Source organism: Novosphingobium sp., from assembly GCF_027489515.1.
GTDB lineage: Bacteria > Pseudomonadota > Alphaproteobacteria > Sphingomonadales > Sphingomonadaceae > Novosphingobium.
Genome location: NZ_JAIXZS010000055.1, coordinates 18,814 through 32,371 on the forward strand (window position 1 = coordinate 18,814; position 13,558 = coordinate 32,371).

General features: G+C 64.2%; 9 protein-coding genes. 2 read left to right on the forward strand and 7 right to left on the reverse strand.

From position 1 onward, the window contains the following. Nucleotides 1–6: 6 nt before the first annotated feature. From Q0082_RS09665 to Q0082_RS09680, 4 genes are all read right to left on the reverse strand, one after another. Nucleotides 7–1,635: an alpha-glucosidase gene (locus Q0082_RS09665; protein ID WP_298191947.1), complete on the reverse strand. Its 1,629-nt coding sequence runs from the start codon at nucleotides 1,633–1,635 to the stop codon at nucleotides 7–9. Further along, nucleotides 1,632–3,404, reverse strand: a complete 1,773-nt coding sequence (locus Q0082_RS09670; RefSeq protein ID WP_298192010.1) for an alpha-amylase family glycosyl hydrolase — start codon at nucleotides 3,402–3,404, stop codon at nucleotides 1,632–1,634. Before Q0082_RS09670 ends, Q0082_RS09665 begins: the two co-directional genes overlap by 4 nt. 71 nt (nucleotides 3,405–3,475) lie before the next feature. Next, nucleotides 3,476–5,041, reverse strand: coding sequence for a tryptophan halogenase family protein (locus Q0082_RS09675; protein WP_298191949.1), 1,566 nt, complete (start codon nucleotides 5,039–5,041; stop codon nucleotides 3,476–3,478). A gap of 205 nt (nucleotides 5,042–5,246) precedes the next feature. Then, complete coding sequence (locus Q0082_RS09680) at nucleotides 5,247–8,078, reverse strand: TonB-dependent receptor (RefSeq protein ID WP_298191951.1); 2,832 nt, start codon at nucleotides 8,076–8,078, stop codon at nucleotides 5,247–5,249. A gap of 312 nt (nucleotides 8,079–8,390) precedes the next feature. Between Q0082_RS09680 and Q0082_RS09685 the strand changes: the two genes are divergently transcribed. Next, on the forward strand, nucleotides 8,391–9,425 hold the full coding sequence (locus Q0082_RS09685; protein ID WP_298191954.1) for a LacI family DNA-binding transcriptional regulator: 1,035 nt from the start codon (nucleotides 8,391–8,393) through the stop codon (nucleotides 9,423–9,425). 141 nt (nucleotides 9,426–9,566) lie between these two features. After that, nucleotides 9,567–11,042 (forward strand): MFS transporter, encoded by a 1,476-nt coding sequence (locus tag Q0082_RS09690; RefSeq protein ID WP_298191957.1) that lies wholly within the window; start codon nucleotides 9,567–9,569, stop codon nucleotides 11,040–11,042. On the opposite strand, the gene Q0082_RS09695 is transcribed toward Q0082_RS09690, so the two are convergent. From Q0082_RS09695 to Q0082_RS09705, 3 genes are read right to left on the reverse strand one after another with little or no spacing between them, the layout of a single operon-like run. Further along, nucleotides 11,039–11,875 carry an SDR family NAD(P)-dependent oxidoreductase gene (locus Q0082_RS09695; protein WP_298191959.1) on the reverse strand — a complete coding sequence of 279 codons (837 nt, stop codon included), beginning with the start codon at nucleotides 11,873–11,875 and terminating at the stop codon, nucleotides 11,039–11,041. The two genes, Q0082_RS09690 and Q0082_RS09695, sit on opposite strands and share 4 nt — an antisense overlap. Nucleotides 11,876–11,886: 11 nt before the next feature. Beyond that, nucleotides 11,887–12,522, reverse strand: coding sequence for a hypothetical protein (locus Q0082_RS09700; RefSeq protein WP_298191961.1), 636 nt, complete (start codon nucleotides 12,520–12,522; stop codon nucleotides 11,887–11,889). Between the two features lie 23 nt (nucleotides 12,523–12,545). After that, complete coding sequence (locus Q0082_RS09705; RefSeq protein WP_298191963.1) at nucleotides 12,546–13,553, reverse strand: alcohol dehydrogenase catalytic domain-containing protein; 1,008 nt, start codon at nucleotides 13,551–13,553, stop codon at nucleotides 12,546–12,548. Nucleotides 13,554–13,558: the final 5 nt, after the last annotated feature.

Here is a 13,558-nt window from a genome sequence, read left to right on the forward strand (position 1 = left end):
TTTTGGTCATTCCTCGATCAGCAGGGCGCCGAAGGGCGGCAGGGTGCCGGGAGCGGCACCGTTGACGGCGTTCAACACGCTGCCTGCGGGCGACGCGGCGGCGGGCCACGGCGCGGCGTGGTGGCCGATGTTGAACACACCGACCACGCGCGAGCCGACCGCGCTGCGGCGGAAGGCCAGTACGTTGCCACTCGCATGCAGCACGGTGAAATCCCCGGTGCGCAGCGCCGGATTTTGCCTGCGCAAGTTGAGCAGTGCGCGCGTGAGGTTCAGCAGTGAGGCCGGATCGGCTTCCTGCAGATCGATCGCGCGGGCATGATTGGCATCGCCGAGCGGCAGCCAGGGCTGGCCGGTGGTGAACCCGCCCTGCTCGCTCTGCGCCAGCCACGGTAGCGGCGTGCGCGCACCATCGCGCGAAAGCGTCAGCGGCCAATTGGCGATCGCTTCGGGGTCCTGGATCTGCTCGAAGGGAATATCGACCTGCGTGAGGCCAAGTTCCTCGCCCTGATAGACAATGATATTGCCGCGCAGCGAGGCGAGCAGCATGGCCTTCATCCGCCCGAAAGCCTCGACATCCTGCGGCGCGCACCAGCGCGACAATGCACGCGGCGCGTCGTGGTTCTCGAAGGCCCAGCTCGGCCAGCCCTTGCCCGGCCTATCGGGCCACTTGGCCTGCGTGTCGGCGACAAGCTGCGGCGTCAGGCGATCGGCGTAGAGGAAATCGAAGCCATAGGCGCTGTTGAGGCGTTCATCGCCCGCGGTGAATTCCTGCATCTCCGTCTCGGCCAGATCGCCCCCGACTTCTGCCAGCGTGAAAACCGCACCGTAGCGGTTGCAGAGGCTGCGCAGACGCTCGATGAAGCGCACGATATCGGGGTGCGACTGGTTGTAGATCTTGAGCTGATAGTCGAACGGGCGCGTGCGGCGACGCCCGTCGTAGGGCGCGGGTGGATTGTTGCGCAGGCCCGGGTCGTGCATGAGGAAATTGAGCGCATCGATCCGGAAGCCGTCGACGCCCCGGTCCAGCCAGAACTGCATCACGCCGAGCAACGCCTCCTGCACCGCCGGATTGTGAGCGTTGATCTGCGGCTGGCTGCTCAGGAAATTGTGCAGGTAATACTGGCAGCGGCGCGCATCCCAGGTCCACGCCGGACCGCCGAAGACCGATTGCCAGTTCGACGGCGGGGAGCCGTCTTCCTGCGGATCGGCCCAGACATACCAGTCCGCGCGCAGGTTATCCCGGCTCTGTCGGCTCTCCTCGAACCATGGATGCTGGTCCGAGGTATGGGCATAAACCTGATCGATCGTGACTTTGAGACCGAGTTCGTGCGCGCGCTCGACCATGCGGTCGAAATCCGCCAGCGTGCCAAAAATCGGATCGACATCGCAGTAATCCGCCACGTCATAGCCGAAATCGCGCATTGGCGAAGTGAAGAAGGGCGACACCCAGATCGCATCGACACCCAGCGAGGCGACATGATCGAGCCGCGCGGTGATCCCCGGCAGATCGCCGATCCCGTCACCGTTCGCGTCGCAGAAACTGCGCGGATAGATCTGATAGATCGCCGCGCCGCGCCACCACGGAAGTTCTTGGGCGGCGGGAACAGGGTGGGCCTTTGCAGTCGCTTTGGTCATTTGGTAGTCTGAGTCCCTGGGGAGGAAGGGATGAGGCGGCAAACAGCGCTGCCAAACGCCGGCAGATCGAGCGAGATGCTACCAGACGCGGAGACGCGGGCAGGGCAAGTGCCGAACAGGGTTTCAAGCTTTTCGGCCGAAGTGCCAACAACGCTCGCCGCATGGATCGGCGCGTCGGAGGTGTTGAAGGCGATGAGGTACTCGGCGCCCGAATCGGGGTCGAAGCGTGAGACGCTGAAAAGACCGGGCTTTTCCTCATAGCCGCGCACGACCTGGCGCCCGCGCGCAAGAGCCGGGTGGGCGGCGCGCAAGGCGGCGAGATCGCGGATCAAGCGGTAGAACGGGTGCGCAGGATCGAAATGGTCGGAAGCCGCGGGCCGGGCTGCGTCCATCACCGGATTGTCGAGATAGCTTGCCGTCTTGCTTGCGAACATGTCCTCGCGCGCATCGGTGTCGTTGCCATCGCCCACATAACCCTGCTCGTCGCCATAGTAGATCACTGGCGCGCCGCGCAGAGTGAGCAGCATGACATGGGCGAGGCGCACCCGTGCTTCGAGTTCGGCCGCACTGATGCCCGGGCGATCATGCCGGATCAGCGTGGAAAATCGGCCCATGTCGTGGTTGCCCAGGAACGTCGGCATCGCGAGCGCGGCCTTTTCGCCGCCTTCATAGAGCACATCGCCGTCGAACAGTTCGGCCAGCACGCTGGTGCCCTTGCCCGCCCCCAGCGCGGCGCGGACCGAACCCTGGAATGCGAAATCCAGCACCGCCGGATAGCCGTCGCGCCGGGTGTACTGCGCGATGTAGCCATTGCCCGGCTCCTCCCGCGCGACTTCGCCGAAGATCGTGAAGTTCGGAATGCCTTTGGCCTTGGCAGCTTCAAGCATGGGCGGAATGAATGCCTGCCAGAAGCCGGGGTCGACATGCCGAGCCGTGTCGATGCGGTAACCGTCGATGCCGAAATCCTCGATCCATTGCCGATAGATAGCGATCATGCCTGCGCGCACGCGCGGGTGTTCGGTGAACAGATCATCCAGACCGACGAAATCACCAAAGCGGCTGCTCTCGCCGGTGAAGGTGGTGTTGCCACGATTGTGATAGTACGCGGGATCGTTAAGCCACTCGGGTACTTTGACGTGCTCTTCGCCTGCCGGGACATAGGGCGTGTAGGCGAAGGTGGGATCGGTGAGCTTCGCGAAGTTGGCGGCCGAAGAGTCCTCGTCACTCGCAAATCCGGGATTGATAGCCGGACCGTTCACCCCGCCTTTGCGCGCATAGGGATAATCTGCGCGGGAACGATAGGCATAGGGAACTGGCCCGCCCTGCTCGCGGTACTGGATCACGTCCGCCGTATGGTTGGCGATGATGTCCATGTAGACCTTGAGACCGCGCGCATGGGCGGCCTCGACGAGCGCCTTGAAATCGGCGTTGGTGCCGAAGTGCGGATCGACGCGGGTGAAATCGGTGATCCAGTAGCCGTGATAGCCGGCGCTTTCCTGCCCGGGGCTGCCCTGCACCGGCTTGTTCTTGAACACCGGCCCGACCCAGACAGCGGTGGCGCCGAGGCCCTTGATATAATCGAGCCGCTGGATCAGCCCCTTGAGATCGCCGCCGTGATAGAAGCTTTTCGCGGCAGGATCGAAGCCGGTCTTGAGCCGGTCACCCTTCAGGCCGCCGCGGTCGTTGGCGGTATCGCCGTTCTCGAACCGGTCGGGAAGCAGAAAGTAGATGACCTCGCCTGCCGCTGGACGCGCACGCACGGCGTCCAGCGGGACATCGGCGCGGACCGGCGCGCTCGTCGCTGCCAGCGCGGCCAGCAAGGCAAGACAGGCCAAGGTCTTCACGCGGCGGCGCCGAGATTGAGCGGTGGCGCGGCGCAATTGCGTGCGATGAACTCGGCGTGGCTCGGATAGCGCTCGACCTCGCGGCGGTAGAGCGCGTTGAGTGTCTCAAGGTAGCCCTTGAGATCGGCCTCATCGATCGTCTCGGCCAGCGCATGGCTACGCTCGGGCACGATCCCCTGCCCCGCCATGACTTGAAACCAGCCCACTTCGCTGAAAAGCTCGTCGCCGTGCCGGAAGATGTGGCCATTGGCGCGGAAAAGCTCGATCCGCTCCGAAAGACTGTCCGGCAGCGCCATATCGCGCACTGCCTGCCAGAATGGTTCGGGCCGCTGGTTCACATGGTAGTGCAGCACGATGAAATCGCGGATGCGCTCCATCTCGAAGGTGAATTGCCGGTTGTACTCGTCGCGCGCGGCTTGGGTCTGGTCTTTGCCGGGCAGGAACTTGAGGATGCGCGAAATCGCTGACTGGATGAGATGGATGCTGGTCGATTCCAGCGGCTCAAGAAACCCGCTCGAAAGTCCGACTGCGATCACGTTGCCGCGCCACGCTTCGGTGCGGCGGCCAGTGGTGAAACGGATCGGGCGCGGATCGGCGAGCGCAGGCGCATCGAGGTGCGCGAGCAGGCTTGCCGCCGCCTCATCATCCGAGGTGAAGGCGCTGCAATAGACGCGGCCGTTGCCGGTGCGATGCTGCAGCGGAATCCGCCATTGCCAGCCCGCTGCATGCGCCGTCGCGCGGGTATAGGGCGAGAAATCCTCGACCCGACCACTCGGCACGGCAAGCGCGCGGTCGCACGGAAGCCAGTGTGTCCAGTCGACATAGCCAGCGCCCATGGTGCCGCCGATCAGGAGCCCGCGAAAACCGGTGCAATCGATGAAGAGATCGCCGGCAATCTCTTCGCCAGAGGCCAGGACGAGCGAGGTGATGTTGCCGCTAAGCGGATCCTGCCGGACTTCGGCGATCCTCCCCTCGCGCCGCGTGACGCCGCGGGCTTCGCCAAACTGGCGCAGGAAGGCGGCATAGAGCCCGGCGTCGAAGTGGAACGCGTGGGGCATTTCAGGGATGTTGCGGCTGGTTAGTGGAGCACCGCGGTGCATGCGGCCAGAGCGCGCAGCAACATCGTTGATCGCATAATCACCCACAGGCCCGGCAAGGCCAAGGCGGCGCCCGCGCGACCAGTAATGATGAAACGCGCATAGCCCCACATCGCGACCGACATCGCCGAAGGCATGCATGTAGCGTTGACCGGGCGCTCCCCAGCCCACGAATTCGATCGCCAGCTTGAAGGTTGCCTGCGTGGCACGGATGAAGGCATCCTCGTCGATCCCGAGCGCCTGATTGAACATGCGGATCTGGGGGATCGTCGCTTCACCAACGCCGACGGTTCCGATCTCCTCGGATTCGACGAGCGTGACGGTGAAGCCGGTATCAAGGAAATGACCGAAGGCGGCAGCGGCCATCCATCCGGCGGTCCCGCCGCCAGCGACGACGATCCGGACCGGGCCGCTTGTCGGGCCGGATCGGGCGCCTGCGTTGCCGCTGGTGTCAGTGCTGCTCATCGCAGGCTCCCTGTGGTCCGGAGGGTGGGCCGGAAGGTGGTATCCAGTTCATGTGCCGCCACGTGGATGGCAGACACCCGCGCTTCCGGCACGGCGATCCGCACTGCGGACGACCTGCCAGAGCTGGGCCAAGATTTCAGGCATCGGTCAAAGGTACCGGGCGGATGGACTTGCAGCAAGCCATCCGCCCGGCCCGCATACGACTTCAGAACTTGTAGCTGACCGCCACGTAGAAGTCCCGACCATAGCGCTGGTAGTCGATCACCTGACGCGGATCGTTGTTCTGGTATGTAATGAACGGACGATCGGTGAGATTGCGCGCCTGGAACAGGATCGAAAGGCCTTCGAGCGCCGAACCGGGCTGGAAGTCATATCCGATCTGAGCATCGAGAATGCCTTCCGCCTTGGCCGTGCGGTAGGTCGGGTTGGCCGAAAGACCAGCGACCTCGGCGAGGAACTTCGAGCGATAGCGGTACGAAGCGCGCAGCTGGAGGCCGTGCTTCTCGTAGTAGATCGAGGCATTGCCCACCCAGTCCGACAGACCCGGCAACGTGATCGGGTTCGCCGGATCGCTGTTCAGCGTGATCTTGCTGTCGGTGTAGGAACCGCTGCCGTAGAAGCCGAAGCCGTCAAGCGAAGGCGTGAGCAGCGAGAACGGCAGCGAAAGCGTGAGTTCCGCACCCTTGAGCGAGCCGCCACCATCGTTGAGCGGCTGCGAGACGACGCCCTGCGTTGTCTTGAGCTTGTCGCGGATCGCCGCCGGGAGCGCTGCCGCCACCGCCGAGAAGTCGAACGGAAGGTTCTGCTGCGGGTTCACGAAGTCGGTCAGCTTCTTGTAATAGCCGGCCAGCGAGACGTAGCCGCCCTTCGGGAAGTAATGCTCGACCGACAAGTCGACATTAGCCGAGCGGTAGGGCCGCAGCTGGGCATTGCCGCCCTTGGACTGGAAGAAGGGCCGGAGCGGATCGTTCGCTTCGAGGTTCTGGAAGTTGAAGCTCAGTTCCTGGTTCACACGCTCCTGATCGAGGCGCGGGCGCACCATGCTCAGCGAACCGGCCAGCTTCACGTAAGTGGCGTTCGCCACTTCGAGCGCAAAGTTCGCACTCGGCAACACGCGCCAGAACTTGTCGCCGCCCGTGGCCGGCACGACCAGCACTGTGCCGGTGGTCGAGTCAAACCGCGAGATCGAGCCGGTCGAGCTCTGGTCGGTGTAGACCGCCTGCACACCGATCGACCCGGTGAGCTTCTTGCCACCGACATCGCCGTCAAGCTTGATCATGCCGTAGGCGGTGTAGACCTTTTCCGTCACGGTGTTGTCGCGCACCAGCGATTCCGGACGATTGTCGTAGACCGAGGCGAGCGAGTTGTTGACGAGGTAGACCGGATCGAGCGCCAGCATCTGCGGCACGCCGAGGTAGGCCAGCGGAACCGAGCCGATGATGGCCGCTTCCGGAATGGGCGCGAACTTGGTCGTGCCGCTATCCACCGAGCAGTTGCTGCCGGCGCCCTTGGGGCAGAGGAAGAACGAAGTGAACGCCGAGGTCTTCTTGCGGCGGGTGAAGTTGCCACCAAACTGCCAACCGGCGATCGGACCCGCGCCTTCGATCGCGCCATCAAGATCGGCGCGCAGCGAAAGCAGCTCGTCCTTGAACTTGGGACGGTTGAGGAAGCCTGCCTGAACCACTGCCTTGGTGCCGTTGTAACCCCAGCCACGCGGGTCGGTCAGCCCAAACACCTTGCTGTCGGCATAGTTGAGCGTCGGCACGATATCGAAGGTGCCGTTGGGGTTTGCAGTGACCTTCACGGTGTCGGACGCGCCGCTCAGCCCATAGCCGGTGCCGGTGTAGGTTTCGAGCAGATCGTCGGTGCGCTTGGCAAAGCTGTAGGCCGCGTCAAGGTTCAGGTGGACCTTGTCGCTGAGGCCGATCTGGTTGTTCCAGCCCACCGAGAAGTTGTCCGCGTCGCGCTTGTTGCGGTCGTTGCGCTGCACGGCATGGACACCCGAGAAGGTCGCCTCCGTGACGAAGCCGTTGGACGCCTTCAGGCCCGAGGCGACCGTCCCGCCATCACCCCAGCCCAGCGGGAATTCGATGCCGCGCAGGATCTGGGTTTCCTTGAACTTCGAATAGAGAATGTCGAGCGTCGAATGGAAGTTGTCGCTCGGCTGGTACTCGAGCGTGGCGACAGCGCCGTACCGCTCCAGCTTGTTGGACTGAACGTAGGGCTTCGCACCGCCGAGGATGAGGTCGGTATCCTTGGTCTTGACCGGAACGCTCGCACCGGTCTGGTTCAGCTGCGGGAAGCCCCAGGCGTTGTAGCGCTCGTTCTGCGAAGGCGCGCTCGTCGCCGAGAAACCGATGGCGATACCAAAGGTGTCATCGGCGAACTTGTCGACATAGGCGGCCGAGGCGCGGTAGCCGAAGCGCGTGCCATCGGGGTTGAGCTTCTTCTGGCCGTTCATCTGGCCGCGGACCTGCAGCGCGATGATGCGGTCCTTCTGCGACAGCGGGCGCAGCATGCGCAGATCGACGGTGCCGGCGATACCGGCGGCGACCAGCGACGGGGTCGGGGCCTTGTAGACGACGACGTTCTTGAAGAATTCGGCCGGGTACTGGTCGTACTCGACGCCGCGGTTGTCGCCGACGGTGACCTGCTCGCGGCCGTTCAGCAGCGTGGTGCCGAAATCGGGGCCGAGGCCGCGGATCGAGAGGCGCTGGTCGCGGCCTTCGAGGCGCTGCGAAGTGACGCCGGGCAGGCGGGCGAGCGAGTCCGCGATCGACACGTCGGGCAGCTTGCCGATGTCTTCAGCCGAAAGCGCTTCGACGATTGTCGGCGCGCCGCGCTTGATCGAGGCCGAAGCATTCAGCGAGGCGCGGTAGCCGGTAACGACGATGGCGGCCTCATCGGCAGCGGGCGCATCAGCAGCGGCCTGTGCGGCTTGCGGCGCAGCATCCTGCGCAAACGCCGGCGCAGCAAGCGCGGCAGCGGTCAGCGCAATCGCCGAACTGCCGAGGGCAAAAAGGGTGTGCTTAGCCATGGAAATCATATCTCCCCCATGCGGCCAGATCGTGGCCTCAACATTGTCGGAACGCGGTTTTTCCGGGTCCAGTACGATGTGCTGGGTAGAACCGGAGTGGATGGGAACGAATATGGCATACGTATACCATCGCGATTCCGGGGGTTTAGCGCGTGGTGGTGAGGCTGAATTGTCACGCTCCGCCCCCGCAAACCCTGCTCATATCGCCGAGTCCTAGGGGGCAATTGCTTCCATGCATTTTCATGCGTAAGTTGCACTTCTTGCTGATCAGTCAGGGCAAACCTGCGGCGGCACGGGAGGAGGTTGCACGCGATGGGCCGCAGGCCGTCCAACAAGCCGACCAGTTTCGATATCGCCTATCTGGCGGGCGTTTCGCAGCCAACGGTGAGCCGGGCGCTGCGCGGCAGCAAGTCGGTCAGCCTCGCCACGCGCCAGAAGATCGAGGCGATTGCCCGCCAACTTGGCTACACGGTCGACAAGAACGCTTCTTCGCTGCGTTCGCAGCGCTCGAACACGCTGGCGCTGCTGTTTTTCGAGGACCCGACGCCAGACGAGTCCGGGATCAACCCGTTCTTCCTCGCCATGCTCGGCTCGATCACCCGGCACTGCGCGGCGCGCGGGCTTGATCTGCTGATCTCGTTCCAGCGGCTCGATGATGATTGGCACAAGCGGTATCAGGACAGCCACCGTGCCGACGGACTCATCCTGCTCGGCTATGGCGACTACACGCTCTACGAAAGCCGCCTGCGCCAATTGGTGCGCAGCGGCGCGCATTTCGTACGCTGGGGTGCAGTAGAGCCCGATACTATCGGTGCCACGGTCGGTTCGGACAATTTCGGCGCGGGCCGCCTTGCAGGAGAGCACCTCCTGGCGCGCGGACGGCGCAGTATCGCGTTTCTGGGCCAGGCGGACAGCCACTATCCCGAGTTCAAGAACCGCTATGAGGGACTTGTCCGCGCGGTCGAGACGGCGGGGCTGACGCATGATCCCGAGCTTGTCGTGCCGGCGATCTCCTCTGAAGAACTGGGCTATCAGGCCGCGCGCAAGCTCATGCAGGGCGGCAAGGCGTTCGATGCCATCTTTGCGGCCAGCGATCTTATCGCCATCGGGGCGATGCGCGCGCTGGCGGAGGCGGGGCTCAGCGTTCCCAGTGATGTCGCCGTCGTTGGCTTCGACGATATCCCGGCTGCCAGCCTGACCTCGCCGCCGCTCACCACGGTGATGCAGGACATGCGCCATGCCGGGGTCGCGCTGGTGGAAACGGTGATGGCGCAAGTCGAGGACAAACCGCCGCCCTCGCCATTCCTGCCCACCCGCCTTGTCGTGCGCGGCAGTACGGGCGGGTAGTTCGGCCCTGCATATTAATGCAGGCATATGGATAACATTCGTATGCATTGCTGCTCACGTGGCAACGCTCGCCTAGGGACAAGGCAGAGATAACAAAGCAGATGACCCGGCTATCCGGGCGCATCGGGGGAGCCGAACCGCGTGACCACTCGCCAGAAACCGCAGCAGTCCTTCTGGGGGCTGTGGAACGTGAGCTTCGGCTTCTTCGGCATCCAGCTCGCCTTCGGGCTGCAGAACGCCAATGTCAGCCGCATCTTCCAGTCGCTTGGCAGCAGTGTCGACGACCTCGCGTTTCTCTGGATCGCCGGGCCGGTGACCGGCCTTATCGTGCAGCCGCTGATCGGGCACTATTCGGACCGCACGTGGGGCCGCTTCGGGCGGCGGCGGCCCTATTTCGTGGCAGGCGCAGTGCTTTCGGCGCTGGCGCTGCTGGGCCTGCCACAGACGGGTGTGCTTCTGCTCGCGGCGGGCTTCCTCTGGTTGCTCGATGCCTCGCTCAATATCGCGATGGAGCCCTTCCGCGCCTTCGTGGGCGACATGACGCCTGATGACCAGCGCGCACAAGGGTTTGCGCTACAAACCTGGTTCATCGGTGCGGGCGCAGTGATCGGCAGCGTGCTGCCGGCGGTGTTCACCCACTTCGGCATTGCCAACACGGCGCCGGAGGGCGTCATCCCGGATTCCGTGCGGTTGAGCTTCTATATCGGTGCGGCAGCGATGGTGCTGGCGGTCGCGTGGACCGCCTTCAACGTTCAAGAGTACGGCCCTGAAGAAATGGCGGCGTTCAATGGCGACCGGAGCCATGCCGCAGAGCAAGCACAAGCACTTGTCTATTCGCCGCGCGGGCCGATGTGGCTGGTGATTGGCGCGGCTCTGCTCGCGGCGGTGAACGAACTGGGACTCGACAAGCAGCTCTATGTGCTGGGCGGCGGGCTCGCTCTCTTTGGCTTCGCACAGATCGTGCTGCGCGCCACCAAGGCCAAAGGCGCGCTGGCAGAAATCATGAGCGACCTGGCGCAGATGCCCGCGCAGATGCGGCAATTGGCGGTAGCCCAGTTCTTCACCTGGACCGGCCTGTTCATCCTGTGGATCTACACGACGCCGGTCGTCACAAAGTATGCCTTCGGGGCGACGGACACGACGGGCGCGGCCTATAATGCCGGCGCCGACTGGGTGGGCGTGATGTTCGCGTTCTACAACGGCGTGGCGGCGTTCGCGGCGTTCCTGCTGCCGTTGCTGGCAAAGCGCATCGGCAATGCGCAAACGCATGCGCTCTGCCTGCTTGGCGGCGGTTCGGGCCTTCTGATGTTGCTCGTCGTGCGCGATCCGTGGCTGCTGTTGCTGCCGATGGTCTTCGTCGGCGTGGCCTGGGCCTCGATCCTCGCGATGCCTTACGTGATCCTCACGCGGGTGCTGCCGCCGCACAAGTTCGGCATCTACATCGGCGTGTTCAACGTGTTCATCGTCGTGCCGCAGCTCATGGTCGCGACGATCATGGGCGGGGTGATCCGCAGTTTCTTCCCCACCGAACCCAAGTGGACCATGCTCGTGGGCGCGGTGGTGCTGGCCGCTGCCGCGTTCGCAATGCTGCGCGTGCGCGAGGAAAAGGCGGCCTAATACTGAAAGGCGGCTTGCGGGACTGCGTCCATCAAGGCTTCATTGCGCTCGCGCATCTTGTCGCGGAACTCACCGTGGGTGACGATATGGAGCCGGCCCGCAAGAATGCCTTCGGCGACGATTTCACCGACGGTTTCCGGGTCCATCCAGTCATTCCCGGGCGGGCGTTCCAGCAGCGATGCCTCGCTATTGGCAAAACCGCTGCCTTCGCGCAGGTGCGCCGGGCGGTTGAGGGCGGCCTCATGAATATTGGATCGCACGAACGCCGGGCAGAGCACCGACATGCCGATCCCCTTCCCCGCCAGTTCCTCTCGCATGTTCTCCGAGAGGTTCAGCACTGCGGCCTTGCCCGCCGCATAGATCGCGAAATTGGCGGGCATCCGCACCGCTGCGGCAAGCGAGGAAACGTTGACCACATGCCCGCCGCGCCCATGCGCGATCATGCGCGGAAGAAAGCTTTGGAGGCCATTGACCACGCCGCCCAGATTGACGCCGAGGCCATAATCCCAATCGGCATAGCCCGCTTCGAGCACCGGGCCTTCGACGCCGACACCGGCATTGTTGACAAGAATGTCTATCCCGCCGAGTTCGATATCCATACGCTCAGCGACAGCCGCGAACGCGGCGCGATCGGTAACGTCGAGGGTCAGCGCAGCCACCGTATTGGCAAGGCCGGCCTCGCGGATTTCCACCAGCGCACGGTCGATGTGATCGGGCCTGAGATCCGCAATCACCACGAAGGCGCCGCGCTTCGCCAGCGCCTTGACGATACCGAGACCGATCCCGCTCGCCCCGCCGGTGACGAAAACCCGCTTGTTGTGGAAACTGCGCATGGGCCCTCTCTTCAGCCCTGATAGACCCAGTAGCGCGGACCGAAGCGGGCTTCGAGTTCGGCCAGCTTGGCCTTGTGGATGGCTTGAATGGCAGCCGGTGTCGTCGCCTCATCCGCTGGCACTTCCTCTAGCCGGATGCTGGTCGGATCTTCATAAAGGTGTTCGCCTGCGAGCCGCGCCCTGTCGTCGTAGGGCCAGATAAAGGCCTGACGGCTCGACACGTGGTAGAGCGCGTCGGCTTTGGGTGCATCATAGCCCATGGCGGCAAGGTCCGCGCCCTTGGCGAGCTGGTGGAAAGTGATCTCGTCGCAGATGCCCCAGTCATTCACCGCAAGGCGGTCGTCCGAGTGCCAGAGCACCGCCTGCCCGACGCTGTTGTAGAAGCCCTTCACACCATCCTTGCCCTCGATCACGGCGGGGTTTGCGCCCCAGGTGACGCGATAGACCGGGTGGTCGACCATCATGTCGCTGGCGGTGATGTCATCGAACAGCCCTGCCCCTTCGAGGTGCACGTGGCGCCAGAAGTTGAGGAGGATCGCGCGGTGCAGCGGGTTCGTGGTCGCATCGAAGAGCGCCTCGGTTGGGTTCATGCATTCGAATACCGCACGTTCGATCGCGTTTGTCGGCAGGGTCGTCGCGATGTTCATCGGCCTCTCCTTGTGTGTTTTTTTCACGTTCCCGGCGCGATCAGCACCTTGCACTGTTCGGTGCGGCGGCGGAGCGCCTCGAACACGGTGGGGGTGCTATCGAGCGGGATGGTTTCGGTAACGAGGAGGCGCGGTTCGGCGGCGCCCCTATCCAGCGCATCGAGTGCGGCCTGGTATTCGTGCGTGGTGAAGAAGGCCGAGGTGATCAGGCGCACTTCCTTCGAGAGCATGGCAAAGCTGTTGAAGGTATCGGGAACGGTGCATAGGCCAAGCAGCACGATGCAGCCGCGCGGCCGCACCTGCTCCACCGCCTGTGCAATGAGGCCCGGAACGCCAACGCATTCGAATACCACGTCTGCCTTGCCGCCCAGTGCCCGCTCTGCGGCGCCAATGGGATCGATCCGGTCGGCGATGAAATCATGTGCCCCCATGCTGAGCGCACGTTCCTGCTGCCAGGTGGCGACATCCTGCATGACGACCCGCCCTGCCCCCATGCGGCGCGCCCAGAAGGCGGTGGCAAGGCCAATGGGTCCCGCGCCGAGGATCAGCACCTTGTCGCCGATCCGCATGCCCGCCATGGCCACGCCGTGGAGCGCGACGGCGAGCGGTTCGATGATTGCACCATCGGCAAGGCTGGCGGATCTCGGCAGCTTCACGCACTGATTTGGCATGGTGAGCGCATACTCGGCATAGCCGCCACCCTGCAGGCCAAATCTGTCGCACCACGAGACATTGCCGGCGAGGCAAGCCGGGCAGCTGCCGCAGCTCTTGAGCGGGCTGACTGCGACGAGGTCCCCCTTGGCGAGCCCTTCAACACCTTTGCCAAGCTCGATGACTTCGCCCGCAAACTCATGTCCGAGGATCGAGCCCGCGCCCTGCCCGTAGGCCGGGTCCTCGGTCATGTGCAAGTCGGAGCCGCAAATGCCGCAGCGGCCGATCTTTACCATAACTTCGCCCGCACCAGGCACGGGATCGGGCACCGTCTCGACCGTGAGCGGCTTGTGCAGGCCCTGCATAACGGCAGCGCGCATGTATC